Source organism: Natronomonas sp. EA1, assembly GCF_051195035.1.
GTDB lineage: Archaea > Halobacteriota > Halobacteria > Halobacteriales > Haloarculaceae > JBNTJV01.
The window spans coordinates 220849-236903 of the sequence record NZ_JBNTJV010000002.1 but is presented as its reverse complement, the minus strand read 5'-3'; the positions used below and the strand labels follow the sequence as shown (position 1 = coordinate 236903).

The 16055-nt window shown below is 69.1% G+C and carries 17 protein-coding genes; 11 read left to right on the top strand and 6 right to left on the bottom strand.

Annotated features, from left to right (window positions below; translation table 11 throughout):
- The first annotated feature begins 7 nt into the window (after positions 1-7).
- Complete coding sequence (locus ACQUQR_RS07145) at positions 8-1441, top strand: sensor histidine kinase (RefSeq protein ID WP_435195768.1); 1434 nt, start codon at positions 8-10, stop codon at positions 1439-1441.
- On the opposite strand, the gene ACQUQR_RS07140 is transcribed toward ACQUQR_RS07145, so the two are convergent.
- A complete protein-coding gene (locus ACQUQR_RS07140) occupies positions 1431-2237 on the bottom strand; it encodes an endonuclease III domain-containing protein (RefSeq protein ID WP_435195767.1) in 807 nt (268 codons plus the stop codon). The two genes, ACQUQR_RS07145 and ACQUQR_RS07140, sit on opposite strands and share 11 nt — an antisense overlap.
- Before the next feature lie 47 nt (positions 2238-2284).
- Positions 2285-2698 (bottom strand): DUF371 domain-containing protein, encoded by a 414-nt coding sequence (locus tag ACQUQR_RS07135; protein ID WP_435195766.1) that lies wholly within the window; start codon positions 2696-2698, stop codon positions 2285-2287.
- A gap of 305 nt (positions 2699-3003) precedes the next feature.
- On the opposite strand from ACQUQR_RS07135, the gene ACQUQR_RS07130 reads away from it, so the two are divergent.
- The 4 genes from ACQUQR_RS07130 to ACQUQR_RS07115 all read left to right on the top strand — a co-directional run bounded on the left by ACQUQR_RS07130 (position 3004) and on the right by ACQUQR_RS07115 (position 6932).
- Positions 3004-3894, top strand: coding sequence for a coiled-coil protein (locus tag ACQUQR_RS07130; RefSeq protein WP_435195765.1), 891 nt, complete (start codon positions 3004-3006; stop codon positions 3892-3894).
- A 115-nt stretch (positions 3895-4009) separates the two neighbouring features.
- Entirely contained in the window at positions 4010-4996 is a 987-nt protein-coding gene (gene sppA, locus ACQUQR_RS07125) for a signal peptide peptidase SppA (protein WP_435195764.1), read from the top strand.
- Positions 4997-5048: 52 nt separating this feature from the next.
- Positions 5049-6173, top strand: coding sequence for a DUF373 family protein (locus ACQUQR_RS07120; protein ID WP_435195763.1), 1125 nt, complete (start codon positions 5049-5051; stop codon positions 6171-6173).
- A 39-nt stretch (positions 6174-6212) separates the two neighbouring features.
- Positions 6213-6932, top strand: a complete 720-nt coding sequence (locus tag ACQUQR_RS07115) for a diphthine--ammonia ligase (protein ID WP_435195762.1) — start codon at positions 6213-6215, stop codon at positions 6930-6932.
- Here the strand turns inward: ACQUQR_RS07115 and ACQUQR_RS07110 are convergent.
- On the bottom strand, positions 6929-7894 hold the full coding sequence (locus ACQUQR_RS07110; protein WP_435195761.1) for a sugar phosphate nucleotidyltransferase: 966 nt from the start codon (positions 7892-7894) through the stop codon (positions 6929-6931). The genes ACQUQR_RS07115 and ACQUQR_RS07110 overlap by 4 nt on opposite strands.
- 105 nt (positions 7895-7999) lie before the next feature.
- On the opposite strand from ACQUQR_RS07110, the gene ACQUQR_RS07105 reads away from it, so the two are divergent.
- Positions 8000-8875: a DUF7139 domain-containing protein gene (locus ACQUQR_RS07105; protein ID WP_435195760.1), complete on the top strand. Its 876-nt coding sequence runs from the start codon at positions 8000-8002 to the stop codon at positions 8873-8875.
- A 1-nt stretch (position 8876) separates the two neighbouring features.
- On the opposite strand, the gene ACQUQR_RS07100 is transcribed toward ACQUQR_RS07105, so the two are convergent.
- From ACQUQR_RS07100 to ACQUQR_RS07090, 3 genes are read right to left on the bottom strand one after another with little or no spacing between them, the layout of a single operon-like run.
- On the bottom strand, positions 8877-9323 hold the full coding sequence (locus ACQUQR_RS07100; RefSeq protein ID WP_435195759.1) for a Mut7-C RNAse domain-containing protein: 447 nt from the start codon (positions 9321-9323) through the stop codon (positions 8877-8879).
- Positions 9320-11065, bottom strand: coding sequence for a DNA polymerase/3'-5' exonuclease PolX (gene polX / locus ACQUQR_RS07095; RefSeq protein ID WP_435195758.1), 1746 nt, complete (start codon positions 11063-11065; stop codon positions 9320-9322). Before polX ends, ACQUQR_RS07100 begins: the two co-directional genes overlap by 4 nt.
- Positions 11062-11493 carry a DUF5788 family protein gene (locus ACQUQR_RS07090; protein WP_435195757.1) on the bottom strand — a complete coding sequence of 144 codons (432 nt, stop codon included), beginning with the start codon at positions 11491-11493 and terminating at the stop codon, positions 11062-11064. The genes polX and ACQUQR_RS07090 overlap by 4 nt, the downstream gene beginning before the upstream one ends.
- A gap of 511 nt (positions 11494-12004) precedes the next feature.
- On the opposite strand from ACQUQR_RS07090, the gene ACQUQR_RS07085 reads away from it, so the two are divergent.
- Genes ACQUQR_RS07085 through ACQUQR_RS07065 form a run of 5 tightly spaced genes read left to right on the top strand, consistent with a single transcriptional unit; the run spans position 12005 to position 16036 of the window.
- A complete protein-coding gene (locus ACQUQR_RS07085; RefSeq protein WP_435195756.1) occupies positions 12005-12886 on the top strand; it encodes a rhomboid family intramembrane serine protease in 882 nt (293 codons plus the stop codon).
- Positions 12887-13594, top strand: a complete 708-nt coding sequence (locus ACQUQR_RS07080; protein ID WP_435195755.1) for an endonuclease V — start codon at positions 12887-12889, stop codon at positions 13592-13594. It abuts the gene before it with no gap.
- Positions 13591-13878, top strand: a complete 288-nt coding sequence (locus ACQUQR_RS07075; protein ID WP_435195754.1) for a hypothetical protein — start codon at positions 13591-13593, stop codon at positions 13876-13878. The genes ACQUQR_RS07080 and ACQUQR_RS07075 overlap by 4 nt, the downstream gene beginning before the upstream one ends.
- A 23-nt stretch (positions 13879-13901) precedes the next feature.
- Positions 13902-14726: an SDR family oxidoreductase gene (locus tag ACQUQR_RS07070; protein ID WP_435195753.1), complete on the top strand. Its 825-nt coding sequence runs from the start codon at positions 13902-13904 to the stop codon at positions 14724-14726.
- Positions 14727-14737: 11 nt separating this feature from the next.
- The gene (locus tag ACQUQR_RS07065; protein ID WP_435195752.1) at positions 14738-16036 is read left to right on the top strand and encodes a glycerate kinase type-2 family protein; all 1299 of its coding nucleotides are present in this window, start codon (positions 14738-14740) and stop codon (positions 16034-16036) included.
- The last annotated feature ends 19 nt before the right edge of the window (positions 16037-16055 follow it).

Here is a 16055-nt window from a genome sequence, read left to right as displayed (position 1 = left end):
TATCCCCATGGAATCGTCTCCCGAGCGGCTGACCGACGGTGGGGGCGTCCTCGTCGTCGGCTCCGTCCCTGGCGCGGTCGCGGCCCTCCAGCCGTTCGACGCGCGCGAGGGAGACGAGCCCTCGGCGCTCGAGGCGGCCTCCTGTCTCGTGGCGACCGTGCCGCGGGCGCTGGACCTGCTCGCCACGGTGCCGTCGGTCCCCATCGTCGCCGTCGCGAGCGACGCGGACGAACTCGCGGACGCGCTCGATGCGGGCGTGACTGAGTGTCTCGTCGGCCCCGTCGACGGCCGGGAGGCCGAGCTTCGCGAGCGCGTCCGCGCGGCGGTCCGGGTCGCGGAGACCGCCACGCACGGCGAGCCCCCGACGGCGGGGTTCGACCGCTTCGCCGCGGCCGCGGTGGCACGCGAGCGGCGGGTCCTCGAACGCGTCCTCGATGCCACCCCGGTCGGCATCGTCGTCACGGACGCGGCGGGGGACCTCGTCCGGGCCAACGCCGAGGCCCAGACCATCCTCGGGCGGTCCGAGACGGCCATCGAGGCCCGGTGGCGTGACACCGAGGCGTGGGGGCTCGTCGACCGCGAGGGGGAGCCGCTCGACCGGGACGCCCACCCCATCGTCTCGGTGCTCCGGACGGAGGAACCCGCCGTCAACCGCGAGCTGGGGGTCTCACACCCCGAGCTCGGCCGGGTGTGGGTCCTCGCCAACGCCGTCCCCGTCTTCGACGCGGACGACGAGCTGGAGTTCGTCATCGGCGCGTTCCTCGACGTGAGCCAGCGCCGGCGGTTCGACGACGAGCTCCGGCTCTCCCGGGAGCGGCTCTCGGTGCTCAACCGCGTCCTCCGCCACGACATCCGAACGAAGGCGAACATCGCGTCCGGGTATGCAGAGCTCCTGCGCGAGGAGCACGACCCCGCGTATCTCGACGCCATCGAGGAAGTGGCCGACGACCTCGCGAACATCAGCGAGACGGTCGGCAACGTCGAGGCGGCGCTCTCCGCGGACGTCGAAGCGGGAGCGGTGGACCTCGCCGACCTCGTCGAGCGCTGTCTCGCGCAGGCCCGCGAGCGCTTCCCGGACGCGCACCTCGTCTCCGAGGTGGACGGCCCGCTCCCGGTCTCCGGGACTGACCATCTCTGTCTCGCCATCGAGGAGCTCATCGACAACGCGGTGCGCCACGCCGAGCACGACACGCCACACGTAACCGTCTCCGCGTCGCTCGGGGGGCTCCACGCCGAGCTCCGCGTGGCCGACGACGGGCCGGGTATCCCCGAACCGGAGCGCGAGGTCATCGAGGAGGGGACGGAAACCCCCCTCGACCACGCCAGCGGCCTGGGGCTGTGGCTCGTGAGCTGGGTCGTCTCGCGCTACGGCGGCGAGGTACGCATCGAGGACAACGACCCCGAAGGGACCGTCGTCGCCATCCGACTCCTTACGCCGTGAAGTCGGGGGCCTCGCTCGGATCGACGACCTCGCCGTCTTCGGGGTAGACGCCGACCTGGTCACACAGGTCCTCCAGCGGGCAGGCCTCCGGTCCCTCAAGGCATGCGGGCTTTCTGGCCGAACAGAACTCTCGTCCGAACTGGATCATCGCCGTGTGCCCGAAGCCGCATTTCTCGCCGGGGATCGCGGCCTCCAGACACTCCCGCACCGCCTCGTGGTCTGCCGTCTTCGGCGCGAGCCCCATCCGCCGGGCGATGCGGTGGACGTGGGTGTCCACGGGAAAGACCCCGGACCTCCCGCCGGCGAAGAGGAGGACGCAGTCCGCCGTCTTCGGCCCGACACCCTTCATGTCGAGGAGCGTCTTCCGCACCGAGTCGGGCTCGGTGTCCTTCACGTACGCGTCGAACTCGCGAGCCGAACCGTACGCCTCGACGATTCGTTCGGCGAGCCGGATGATGGTCTCCGACTTCCGGTTGTAGAGCCCGGCGCTGGCGATGGTGTCGGCGAGCTCTGGCTGGGCGGCGTCGGCGAGGTTCTTCGCCAGGTCCCCCTCGCCGTACCGCTCCAGCAGCGCGTCGTGAGCCGGCTGGCTCGCCTTGTCCGAGGTGTTCTGTGAGAGGACGGTGCGGACGAGACACTCGAAGGCGGGCTGGCCCCCGTACGTCTTCTGCCAGTAGCGGTCGCCCAGCCGGTCGATGATCGCCTCCGCGCGGCTAGCGTCGCCGGGCTCGAAGGCGTCGAAGCGGCCGCCTCCTGTCTCGCCACCGGAGATGTTCTCCGCGGGCTCGTCGGTCATACGTTCAAGTTGCGCGCCGCACGGAAGAGCCTACGCGCCGCGGTGATTCACTCGACGGTGAAGACGCACTCCAGATCCGCACCCGCGGCCAACGCCTCGGCGATCTCCCGGTCGATCCCCTCGGCGGCGGTGTCGGCTCCGACCAGCACGGTGCGGTCGTCGGTGTAGTCGGAGGTGCGCGCGACCAGCGAGCGGTCGTCCTCGAACGTCAGGTCGGGGTCGCCCCGCCCGACGATGGTCTGTTCGTGGCCGTCGACGCGGAGGGTGGCGGTGATGGTGGCGTCCATCGACTGGCAGGCCGTGACGAACGCGCGGTCGAAGTCCGCGGGGGTGCGGTCGGCCTCGATGCCGAGGATGCAATCTCCCGCAGGAGTGAGCCAGTCGTCGCTCGTGAGCTCCCACGTGCTCGCGTGTGCGGCGCTGACGTGTTCGTGTCCGCGTGCGTGAACGACTTCCTTCATACCCGGAGTCGGTGACGCGAGCACTTCAGCGCCACCATCGACGGCCGCTCGTTTATATACTCACACCAGACCGTGACAACTGTTCACGAGGCCCGATACGGCGGTTGGCAGGGGTTTACAGGGGTCTGAGCCACCACAACGTTTAAATGATTCAATCGAGTATGTGCAGGTACCAGAACGCGCCCGGCGTTCGGCAGTATCGTGTGCCGACCAGAATGACAGGGAACCTTGCTTGTCCGGTGGTCGCAGCCCCCAGAGAGTGGCGACTGCCGCGCGCCGGTGCGGTAATGGCATAGACAGTAACCATGGCAGAGAGCATTGACGAATCCAAGAACGTCGAACTGACAGAGGACGACCTCGAGAACAAATCCAAAGGCCAGCTCATCAAGATGGCAGGGCAGCTCCGTGACCGACGGAACGACCTGAACCAGATGGCTTCCGAGCGCGCATCCAAGCGCGACGAGCTCAACGCGAAGACGCGTGAGAAGGTCGACGAAGCCCAGGAACACCGCGAGAAGCGCGACGAGCTCAACGAGCAGGTCCAGGAGCACAAGAACAAGCGCAACGAGCTGAACGCGAAGGCCAACGAACTTTTCGACGAGGTCGACGACCTCAAGGACGACCTCGAGCTCAACGAGGGGAAGTCCGTCGACCAGCTCAAAGAGGAGATCGAGCAGCTGGAGTTCAAACAGCAGACCGAGGTCCTCTCCACGGAGGACGAGCGCGAGCTCATCGAGAAGATCGAGGAGAAGCGCGAGGAGCTGCAGGAGCGCCAGAACAAGCTCGGCCAGACCGGCGAGCTCGACGAGCTGAAAGCCGAGGCCCAGGACGTCCGTGCGCAGGCCTCCGAGCACCACCAGAAGGTGACGGAGCTCGCGGACAAGGCCCAGGAGCACCACAATCAGATGATCGAGGCCTACCGCGAGGCCGACGAGATCCGTGACGAGGCCGACGAGTGGCACGCGAAGTTCGTCGACGCGCAGGAGGCCGCCGACCGCCACCACGAGGACTTCGTCCGCGTGCAGAAGCGTCTCCGCGAGATGGACAAGAAGGAGGACGCCAAGCGCGAGGAGAAGCGCGCCGAGAAGCGCGAGGAGGCCAAGGCCGAGGCCGAGGAGATCTACCAGAAGTTCAAGGAGGGCGAGACCCTCGACACCGAGGACCTGATGAAGCTCCAGAAGACCGGGCTTCTCTAGGGCAGTTTCGACGTTCTTTCCGTTTTCTCACCCCGCCGAGTGGCGACGCTCCCGTGTCGTCCCCCACGAAGTCTTTAGCACTCCCCGCTGTAGTGGCGACCATGAGTGATTCGCCATGCCAAGCCGCCTGAGCGCTGCGGGTCGGTCGGTCGTCGTCCTCGTCGCCATCGCCGTCGGCGCGGTCGTCGGCTACGCGCTGTTCGTCGAGTTCGCGGCCGACCTCGCGGACATCCTCGGGATCCTGCTCGTCGTCGCCGTCGCGCTGCTCGCGGCCCGGGTCGGCTCCCGGGTCGCGGGCCGATGGTTCCCGGGGTACACCGTCGCGGAGGTCGCCGTGGAGGGCCCGATCACCCGCGATGGCGGCGGGGGGTTCCCCACCGCACCCATCGGCGAGAGCGCCGACGACATCGTCGAGCAGTTCGACAAGGCGAACGAGGACCCGAACGTGCAGGCGCTGCTCGTGAAGCTGAACACGCCGGGCGGTGAGGTCGTACCGAGCGACGACCTCCGGCGGGCGGCCGAGCGGTTCGACGGCCCCACCGTCGCGTACACCACCGACATCTGCGCCTCCGGGGGGTACTGGATCGCCTCGGGCTGTGACGAGCTGTGGGCCCGGGAGGGCTCCATCGTCGGCTCCATCGGGGTGCGCGGCTCCCGTCCCAACGTCTCCGGCCTGATGGAGAAGCTCGGCATCGACTGGGAGCAGTTCACCGCGGGGGCGTACAAGGAGGCCGGCTCCCCCTTCTCCGAGCTGGACGAGGGGGAACGCGACTATCTTCAAGGGATCATCGACGGCTACTACGACGAGTTCGTGGAGACCGTTGCCGAAGGGAGAGGGATGGACCCCGAGGCCGTCCGCGACACCGAGGCGCGGGTCTACCTCGGCGAGGACGCCCTCGAGCTGGGACTCGTCGACGGCATCGGCACCGCGGAGGACGCCGAGGCGCGCATCGACGAGCGCATCGACGGGGAGGTCGTCGTCCGGCAGTTCCAGACGGAGCGGGGGCTCGCGGCCCGACTGCGCGGCGGTGCGGCGCACGTCGCCTACGCGCTCGGGGCCGGCATCGCCTCCCAGTTCGACGACAGCGAGGTTCGGCTCTGACCCGCCGCCGGGCGACTGAGCTTTTTTTATCCGTGGCCGTGTTCCACCGAGTGTGAGTACGCTGGTGCTGTGTGTCGACCGGGAGGGGGCAGCCTCGGGGCCCGTCGTCGGCTGGGAGGCCGTCCGGGCGCTCGTCACCGATCTGGGTATCGAGGACCCCGAGGACTCGCGGGTCAACTGCCTGCTCGAAGCCCTCCGCGTCACCCGCGATCTGCGCGACGAGAACGACGACCCCGTCGTCGCCGTCGTCTCGGGGACCGGTGACGACGTGAACACCGACCGCAGCGTCGCCCGGCAGGTCGAGACCCTCCTCGAACGCCACCCCGTGGACGCCGCCGTCGTCGTCATCGACTCCGCTGACGACGAGCGCCTGCTTCCCATCATCGAGTCGCGCGTCCGGGTGGACGCCGTCGACCGGGTGGTCGTCCGCCAGAGCCACGACATCGAGTCCACCTACTACCTGCTGAAGCAGTTCATGGCCGACGAGGAGCTCCGCAGCACCCTGCTCGTCCCGCTGGGTGCGGCCCTGCTCGCCTTCCCCATCCTCCTCCTCGTTGCGGACTCGCTGACCGTCTCGCTGGCGGCCATCGCCGCCGTCATCGGCCTCTTTTTCCTCTACAAGGGGCTCGGCGTCGACGATCTCGTCTCCGAGCTCCCGACGCGCGTCCGCGACGCCTTCTACTCCGGACGAGTGTCGCTCGTCACCTACGTCATCGGCGCGGGGCTCTCGCTCGTCGGCCTCTTCGCGGGCGTCATCGGCGCCCGTCCCTACGTGGAGCCGCTCTCGGAGCCCCAGCTCTTTCTCGGCGCGATGCGCTTTCTGTTCGACGCCGTGCCGTGGCTCGCGACCGCGGCGCTCGCCGCCTCCACGGGCCGGCTCATCGACGAACTGCTCGCGGACGAGGGGGTCGGCTCCGCACTGCTCAACCTCCCCTTCGGCGTCGTGAGCGTGGGGCTCGTCGTCCGCGGCTTCTCCGCCTACTTCCTCGAACGCGCGGGGGTCATCGCCCCGCTCACCGTCCCGCCGCTCACGCTCGGGCCCGTCTCCGTCGCCGGGCTCACCCTCTCCATCTGGTCGCGGCTCGCCGTCTTCGTCGTCGCGGGCATCGCCGTCAGCCTCGTCGGCGTCCGGTTCGCCACCTACGTCAGCGGCCGGATCCCGACGACCGAGCCGTGAGAACGGAGCCGTTATCCCGTCTTCTCCTAAGATAGAGGCATGAACGACGGTGCGTGGGTGAGCCTCTTCTCGGGCGGGAAGGACTCCTCGTGGGCGCTGTATCGGGCGCTCGAGGCGGGACTCCCGGTCGAGCGCCTCCTGACGGTCCACCCCGACGGCGATTCGTACATGTACCACGTCCCCGAGACGAGCCTCGCCACGCTCGCGGCGGAGGCCATCGGCATCCCCCTCGTGGACGTCTACCCCGACGACTTCCGGGCCGATGACGCCGCACACTCCGGCGAGCAGGGCGACATGGAACTGGAACCCCTCGAACGCGCGCTGGAAGAGCTTTCCGAGGAGCTCGGCGGGCTCGGCGGCGTCACCGCGGGGGCCATCGAGTCGGAGTACCAGACCTCCCGCATCCAGGGGATGTGCGACCGGCTCGACTGTGAGCTGTTCGCCCCGCTCTGGCAGGAATCTCCCGAGGACCTCGCGGAGGAAATGCTCGAGGCCGGCTTCGAGATCACGATCATCCAGGTCGCGGCCTACGGGCTGGACGAGTCCTGGCTCGGGCGCACGCTCGACCGCGAGGCCATCGCGGAGCTGAAGGAACTGAACGAGGAGTACGGCGTCCACCTCCTGGGCGAAGGCGGCGAGTTCGAGACGTTCGTCGTCGACGGCCCGCACATGGACCAGCGCATCGCCCTCGAATACGAGACGGAGTGGGAGGGGAATCGCGGGCGGATTCGGGTGACCGACGCGCGACTCGAAGGTTAGCTCCCGTTCGTCAGCTGTGAGTGCGCGCCGATGAGCGCGCCCGCCAGGTCGATGTTCGCGATGTGGGTCTCCTCGTCGATGATGGAGTCGTGGATTTCACAGTCCTCGACGGTGGCGTCGGGGAAGATGAGCGACCCCTCCAGCGTGGAGTCCTTCACGTGCGCGCCGGACATGACGTGGACGTTGCCGCCGATGGTGGAGTTCTTCACGGTGGCGTCCTCCGCGATGACGGAGTCTCCATTCAAGGCCCACGCGACGGCCTCGAGATACGACTCGGGCGTCCCGATGTCGAACCACGCCTCCTCGAACGGGAAGGCGTACACCTCGTCGTGCTCGACGAGCCACTGGATGAACCAGCCGGGCTCGTCGGGGTTGTTCCCGCCCTCCAGATACTCGCCGAAGCGCAGCGCCTCCTCGGGGAAGGCGTAGCAGGCGATGGAGACGAGGGTGCTGTTGGGGTCCTCCGGTTTCTCCTGGAAGTCGACGACCTGGTCGCCCGCCAGCTCGACGAGGCCGTAGGATTTCGCCTTCTCCTTCGACCCCACGTCGTAGGCGGCGAGGCTCGGTGCGCCCTTCGTCTCGAAGAAGTCGATGAAGTCGGCGAGTTCGAAGCCGATGAGGTTGTCGCCGGCGACGACGAGCAGGTCGTCGTCGACCCCCTCGCGCTCGACGAGCTGGGCGAGCGCGCCGACGACGCCGAACTTCTCGTCTTCGTGGGTCGTCTCCTCGATGGAGAGCCGGGGTTTCTCGAACCGTGACTCGGCGAGATACGTCTCGAACTCCTCGGCGAACGCCTCGTTCGTGGAGACGTAGACGTCCTCGATGCGGTCGTCGGCTTCCAGCTCGGCGAAGATCCGCTCGATGACGGTGGACTCACCCACCGGCAGGAGCATCTTGGGCCGATGTTTCGTGATCGGCCAGAGGCGGGTGGCGTACCCCCCTGCGAGAACGACTGCGTGCATGACCGAAGGTCCCAGCGTGGCGGTATGTGCTTTTTCCTTCAGTACCGGCGGTGTCTGCCGCGTGTCTGACGTACCCTTTTCATGGATGGGAACGCAATCGAACGCATGACCAGCCTTACGGAGGTCTATGAAGGGGGCGCAGGCGGGGCCGACCTTCGGCGGCTGTATCTCGGCGTCGGTCTGTTCCTCGTCGGTGCGATCCTCACCGTCAGCGGCATCGTCTTCGGCACGAGCGCGGGGGTGGCGAGCGCCCTCGGGCTGGGCGTGTTCGAGGCCCGCGAGCTCGCCGGCATCTGTGCGGGCATCGGCCTCCCGGCGACGTTCCTCGGGGTCGTCACCGTCCTCCCGCAGGCGGGGCTCCGGCTCCGGGCCGTCGCGGTCTCCGGGTCGGCGGTCGCCCTCGCCGGCGTCGTCGCCTTCACCGCCGTCTACCCGAGCCAGTGGTACGGCATGGCGACGGACTACACCCTCCCCGTCGTCGCCATCTACTTCCTCGGCACCATCACGACGTTCTGGTGTCTGTTCGTCGCCGTCGCGAACTTCAAGACCCGGAACGACCCCGGCGGCACCGTCCGCCTCGAGATCACGAAGGAGGGGCAGACGAAGGTCGTCGAGGTGTCGAACGACAAACTGAAACAGGGGCTCGGCGGCATCGGCCTGCTCGGGGCGACCCCCGACGGCTCCGCGGAGACGCAGACGGGCGGGACGGCGCAGTCGGGCGGCCAGCCGGGGGGAACGGCCCAGACGGACGGTGCGGGCGCGGTCGCCGCCCCCGGTCGCCCCCGGCAGGCCCCCGACATTCAGGACGACGCGGAACTGCTGGAGGACCCGCGACCCGAACCCCGCGGTGACGTCTACTGCGGCAACTGCGAGCACTTCAGCTACCTCCGAACGGAGGAGGGGCTCCAGCCCTACTGTGGGCTCCACACGGAGACCATGTCGGACATGGACGCCTGCGACGAGTGGTCGCCGAACAACTGACTCATTCGACCGACTCGACGACGTTCCTGACGCGGTCCCAGTGGCTCCCCTTCCAGAAGTGCTGTCCACAGTCCGTACACCGCCAGACGGCGGTCTCCTCGGGGCTGGGGGCGTAGTCGGGCGTCCGGTCCTCGGGGGCGACCCGCTCGACCGGGCCGTTACACGCCCCGCAGCGTCCCGGCTCGTCGGCGAGCACGAGCTGGATACCCGCCGCCTGTAGCTCCGCGAGCTGGCCGTCCACCTCGCGTTCGGTGAGCAGGATCGCGTCCTCGGCCCGCGCCGCGAGCTGTCGGTCGCGCGTGACGAGCGTGCGCCCCTCCCCGCGGGCCCACGCGAGCAGCCGGTCGTCGTCCTCGATTCCCCGGTCGAGCGCGTAGGCCGCGTCGTACCCGCACATCCGCAGGTAGACGGCGAGCTTCCCGCACATCGCGTCGAGCAGGAAGCTCACAGGCCGAGGAACGCCGCGACCCCATCGGAATCGCGGGTGTTGAGCACGTCGTCGGGCTCGGCCCAGCCACGCCGGGCGGTGTGGACGCCGAACCGCATCAGCCCGTAGTTCCCCGGGCGGTGGGCGTCGGTGTTGACCGCGATGGTCGCCCCCTGCTCGATGGCGGCCTTGACCAGGCTCCCCGAGAGGTCCAGTCTCGAGGGGTTGGCGTTGATCTCGAGGGCCACGCCGTGGTCGGCGGCGGCCGCGGCGACGGCGTCGATGTCGATGTCCAGCCCCTCGCGCTGGTTGAGCAGTCGGCCGGTGGGGTGGCCCAGCACGTTCACCTCGGGGTGTTCGATGGCGGTGACGAGGCGGTCGGTGCCGTCCCCGTCGAGGCTCGCGTGCGGCGAGGCGACCACGCAGTCCAGCTCGGCGAGCACGTCGTCGCCGACCGAGACGGTGCCGTCGGGGGCGATGTTGGCCTCGACGCCGGTGAACACCCGGAGCTCCGTCCCCTCGGCGGCCTCGCGCACCGCCTCGATCTGGTCGCGGAGCTCCTCGTCGTCCAGTCCAACGCCGCCGACCATCCCCGGCCCCGTCGCGTGGTCGGTGATGGCGAGGTAGTCGTATCCACGGTCTTCGGCCCCCTGAATCATCTCCGCGACCGTGTTGTTCCCGTCGGAGAACTCGGTGTGGAGATGCAGGTCGCCGCGAACGTCGGCCTCCTCGATGAGCGACGGGAGGGTTCCGTCCGCCGCGGCCTCGACCTCCCCTCGGTCCTCCCGGAGCTCCGGCGGTATCCACGGGAGGTCGAGCGCCTCGTACATCGACTCCTCCGTCTCGCCGGCGACCCGCTCGCCGACGCGCTGGCCCGCGTCCGGGTCCTCTACGTCCGAGATGTCGAACACCCCGTACTCGTTCATCTTCAGCTCGCGGTCGATGGCCCGGTTCCGGAGCTTGACGTTGTGGTCCTTGCTCCCGGTGAAGTACTGGAGGGCGGAGCCCCACTCGTCGGGGGTCACCACCCGCAGGTCGACCCGGACGCCGTCCACGCGGATGGAGGCCTTCTTCGTCCCCGCCTCGATGGTGTCGCTCCCCGACCCGAACGCGAGCAGGGCGTCGACGACGGCCTCGGGGTCGGCGCTCGCCGTGAGCACGTCCACGTCGCCGATGGTGGCCCGCCAGCGCCGCAGCGACCCCGCGGTCTCCACCTGCGAGACGGCCTCGCAGTCGCCGAGATGCGCGACGACCCGGTCCGCGAGCGGCCGGGCCTCCCCGATGAGCTCTCGCTCCCTGGACTGGCGGGCGAACGGGATGTTCTCGAGGATGTTCTGTTCGGTCTTCTCGCCGAACCCCTTCACCTCCTGTATCTCCCCGGCCTCCGCCGCGGCTTCCAACTCGTCGAGCGTCGTGATGCCGAGCGCCTCGTAGAGGTCACCCACCGTCTTCGGCCCGACCCCCTCGACGGCCGTCAGCTCCTCCATCTCGACGGGAAGCTGGTCGCGTAACTCTTCGAGCTCCTCGATCTCCCCCGTTTCGAGATACTCCACCACCTTCGCGGCGATGGCCTCGCCCACGCCGTCGATCTCCTCCACCGCCTCCTGCCCGCCGCGCTCCGCGAGCGTCTCGATGGCGACGGTGTGGCCGCGGATGTTCTCCGCGGCGCGGCGGTAGGCGCGGGGGCGGTACTCGTCGTCCATCGCGTCGAGGAAGTCCGCCATCGCCTCGAACTGCGCGGCAACCTCCGCGTTCCGGCTCATACCCGCGGCCCCCCGTCGTGGCCGAGCACCTTCTTCAGGAAGTTCATCCAGCGCTTCTGGTCGGCCACCTCCTTCGAGTCCGCCTCGGTCTGGATGTCCGTCCCCCGCTTGAGCCCCTCCAGCGCGTTCAGCGCCCGGTCGATCCCGATGATGGATTTCGCGAGCTCCTCCCCCTCCTCGTAGGAGACCTCGTTGTCTTCGATCTTCGAGACGCGCTCGATGCGCTCGCGCCGGAGGTTCTTCTTCGCCTGCTGGACCCGCTCCTCCTCGCCGGCCGGGATGGTGTCCCGGCGTTTGATCTCGAAGACGAACTCCCGGAGGTTCACCTCCTCACCCTGCACCTCGATGACGTCGGGGATGGCAGCGCCCACCGTCGCGCTCTCGCGGTTCACCCGTTCGAGCAGCGACTTGCGCTGGTGTTCGTTCATGGTTTCTCTTGGGACGGCTGGCTTGAAATAGCCTCACGTTGCTGGTGTTTTGTTGGGTTGGTGGGTTGGTGTGAGCCGTCGTCACTGCGACCGCCCGGATGTGTTGTTCGACCGCGGGAAACGGGTCCGCCAACACCACCTCGAAAGCCCCCGGACGCTCGACTCGGTACGGCGGGCGCGCTCCTCGTCGCTCGCTACGCTCGCTCCTGCGGTGCTCCCCCGTCCGTTCCTTCGCCGAGCGTCCGGCCCCTTTCAGTCCCACCCGGGGTCGATTGGCAGGCCAGCCACCGAGAGTCGGCTGGTCGGCCAGCCACCGCGGGTGGGACTGAAAGGGGCGGCTGCGCGGCGGCTCCGCCGCCGCGATTTGCCGGGGCTTTCGAGGTGGTGTTCACGGCTGTCGTCGCGGTGTCTGTGACGGTAACGCTCCAGTCCGTTCCCGTATGGCCTCGGAAGCAAAATCAGCATGAGAGCAACCCAAACCCCTTTGCGGTCACCGTCTTAAGAGAGGACAATGGCGACGTGTGAGGTGTGTGGCAAGCATATCGACTTGCCGTACAACTGTCGGCGGTGTGGGAACGCCTACTGCGCCGAACACCGGCTGCCGGAGAACCACTCGTGTGCGGGACTCGACGAGTGGAACGACCCCGCGGGTGTGTTCGAATCCGACCGGCAGGCGAAACGGCGCACCTCCCGGCTGAACCTCGAGACGGGGCCGGGCGGCCCGCTCTCGTATTTCAGAGGCAATCTCGCGTACACCTTCCTCGCGATCATGGTCGTGACGTTTCTCCTGGAGTGGATCTCCCTCCTCTTCTTCGGGCGACAGACGTTCTCCGCGCTGTTCACGCTCTCCTCGGCGCACCCGGAGTATCTCTGGACGTGGATCACCTCCGTCTTCGCCCACTCCCCCTTTACGTTCACACACCTGTTCGGGAACGGGCTCGTGATGTTCTTCTTCGGGCCGTTCCTGGAGAAGCGCATCGGCTCGAAGCGCTTTGCCCTGCTGTTCCTCGGCGGGGGGATCATCGCGGGGCTCGCCCAGATCGGCGTGGGGCTCGTGCTCGGGAACTCCACGGCGGTGCTCGGGGCGTCGGGTGGCATCATGGCGATGCTGGCCGTCCTCACCGTCCTGAACCCGGACCTGAAGGTGTACCTCTACTTCGTCCTCCCCATCCCCATCTGGGTCCTCACCGGCGGCTACGCCCTGCTCTCCATCGCGGGGGTCCTCTCCACCGGGAACGCGCTCGGCGGGAACATCGCCCACGCCGCGCACCTGATGGGGCTCGTGGTCGGGTTCTTCTACGCCTACCACATCAAAGACGAGGTGAGCGCCCCCAGTCAGTTCCGTCTCGGCGGTGGGGGTGGCGGGATGGGCGGTCCCGGCCGGCGGTTCTGAATGGAACCCGCGCACCCGGAGTTCGTCCCCGACGCCTCGCTCTCGCGGGAGGAGATGGAGTCGCTCCAGCGTGAGGTCGCCGCTGCAGCCGTTTTCGATGACGACCTCGACCTCCCCGAGCGCCCGCTCGTCGCAGGGGTCGACCAGGCCTTTCGTGATGAGGAGGCCGTCTCGGCCATCGTCCTCTGGCGCGACGGCGCGGTGGTCGAGAACGTCCACGCCGTGACCGAGTTGGAGATTCCCTACATCCCCGGTCTGCTCTCCTTCCGCGAGGGTGGGCCGATCCTCGCGGCGTTCGAGAACCTGGACCACGACCCCGACCTCGCGCTGTTCGACGGCTCGGGTCGCATCCACTTCCGGCATGCCGGGCTGGCGACGCACATCGGCGTCATCCTCGACATCCCTTCCATCGGCGTCGCCAAATCCCTGCTCTGTGGCACCCCCACGGAGTCCGTCGATGGTCTCCCGAAGGGTGCGTGCGTCCCCATCGAGGCCGACGCGACGGTGGACGCGCCCGAGGGGACCGTCATCGGCTACGCCTATCAGAGCCGGCAGTTCGACTCGGGGAGGATCAATCCCCTCTACGTCTCGCCGGGTCACCGCGTCTCCGCGGAGACGGCGGTCGACCTCGTGGAGGCCTGCGGGGGCGAGTACAAACTCCCGGAGCCGACGCGGCTCGCGGACAGGTACGCGGACGAGATGAAATGACGGGGAACGACGCGCGCATCGAGGAGATTCACGCCCACCTGCAGGCGACGGCGACGCTCCCCGTCGAGACGCGGGCGAGCCAGTGGCTCGGGGAGGCGGAGGCCATCGCCGCGGATGCCCGGCACTGCGAGGGTGCGGCACTCGAAAAGCGGGTGGGACAGCTCCAGCACCTGCTGTCGAACGTCGGCGACGTGGAGCACGAGGAGGCTCGCGCGCACGTCGAGGCGGCGCGAGAGGCGACGGAGACACTGGCGTCGGAGTTGGGAGTGACCGACAGTTCCTAATCCCGCGCCTTCGACGCGCGAGTATGAACCGGACGGTACTCGCCACGGGCTGTTCTTCCGGCATCGGTCGCGCGACGGCCGAGGTCTTTCTCGACGAGGAGTGGACGGTGTACGCCACGGCGCGTGACACCGACGATATCGCCGACCTCGATGAAAAGGGCGCGGTCGTCGCCGAGCTCGACGTCACCGACGAGAAACAGTGCAAGACGGTCGTGAACGAGGCCGTCGCGGAGACGGGGCGACTGGACGTGCTCGTCAACAACGCGGGGTACGGCCAGCACGGCCCGCTGGAGGACCTGCGGACGAAACACCTCCACGAGCAGTTCGACGTGAACGTCTACGGCCCGCACCGGCTCACGCGCGCCGCGCTCCCGCACATGCGCGAGGCCGAGGAGGGGACCATCATCAACGTCTCCTCCGTCGCGGGCCGGGTCGCGGTGCCGGGGATGGGCGCCTACTCGGGCTCGAAGTTCGCGCTGGAGGGGATGAGCGACGCGCTCCGCAACGAGGTGTCCGGCTTCGGCGTCGACGTGGTGCTCGTCGAACCCGGCCCGGTCGAGACCGAGTTCCGGAACCGCGTGGGCGAGGAGCTGAAGAAGTACGACCGCACCGAGGCCTACGAGAACCTCTACGAGATGCAGGAGGACGCGGGGCTCCTCTCGGGGCAGTCGAGCCCCTTCGCCTCCACTGCGGAGGAGGTCGCGGAGGTCATCCTGGAGGCGGGCGTCTCCCCGGACCCGAAGCCGCGGTACGTGGTCGGGGGGTTCGCGCAGGCGGTGCTCTACACCCGGCTGCTCCCGGCAACGATTCGAGACAAACTCTTTGGGCTGTTCCGCACGATTAGCTGAGAGAGCGAGCGATGATTCGAAACCGGGACGCGCTCGAACGGTCGCGGGCGCACGTGACGGCACTGGAGTGTCTGGAAGCCGCGCTCGCGGCCGCGGACCCCGAACTCGCGGTCGAGGACGCGGTCTGGTACGACGGCGCGGAGCTGCGCGTGGACGGGACGGGGTACGCCCTCCCGGAGCGCGTCCTCGTCGTCGGCGCGGGGAAGGGGGTCGTGAAACTGGTCCGGGGACTTCAGCCCGTGCTGGCGGCGGCCCCGGTCGAGCTGGACGGGGTCGTCGTCGCCGACGAGCCCGCGGAGCTGGACGGGGTCGAGGTGGTCGTCGGGGGCCATCCCGTCCCGAACGAGGGGAGCGTCGCGGGCGGGGAGGCGATACTGGAGGCGCTCGCCTCGGCCGATTCGGAGACGCTCGTGCTCGCCTGCTTCACCGGCGGCGCGAGCGCGCTCTGTGAGGTGCCCGGGGGTGACCTCACCATCGACGACGTGCGCGAGGCCACGCAGGGGCTGCTCGACGCGGGCGCGCCAATCGAGGCGACGAACGCCGTCCGCAGACACTGCTCGCGGGTGAAGGGCGGGCGGCTCGCCGCGACCGCGGGCGAGGCGCGGGTGGTGGGCCTGCTCATCTCGGACGTGGCGGGCGACGACCCCGCGGTCATCGCCTCCGGCCCCGTCGCGGGTGACCCGACCACCTATCGGGACGCGCTCGACGCCCTCGACAAGTACGGAGTCGAGGCGCCGGCGGTCCGTGCGCACCTCGAGGCCGGCGTCCGTGGCGACCACGGGGAGACCCCGGACGCCATCGCCGTCCCCACGCACGTCCTCGCGTCCGCGCGCACGACCACGGACGCGGCCCACCGGCGCGCCAGCGAGCGCGGCTACGCCACCTGCGTGCTCACGACGCGCCTGCGCGGGGAGGCCCGGGGCGTCGCCCCCGTCTTCGCCGCCATCGCGGAGGAGCTGGACGCGAACGACGACCCAGTCGAGACCCCCGCCGTCGTCCTCGCCGCGGGGGAGACCACGGTGCGCGTGACGGGTGACGGCGTGGGTGGCCCGAACGGGGAACTCGCGTCGGCCGTCGCCCCGCATCTCCCCCCGCGTGCGGCGTTCGCCGCCATCGACACCGACGGGAAGGACGGGAGCGCCGAGCACGCGGGGGCCATCGTCGGGCCCGGCGAGGTGACCGTGGGGGAGGCGGAGGCCGCCCTTCGAGAGAACGATTCACACACGCTGCTCGCGGACTGTCTCGTCGACACCGGCGGCGCGACGGGGACGAACGTGAACGACCTCGTCGTGCTCGTGGTCGAACAGTAGTTCTCGTTTTCGCGGTCGT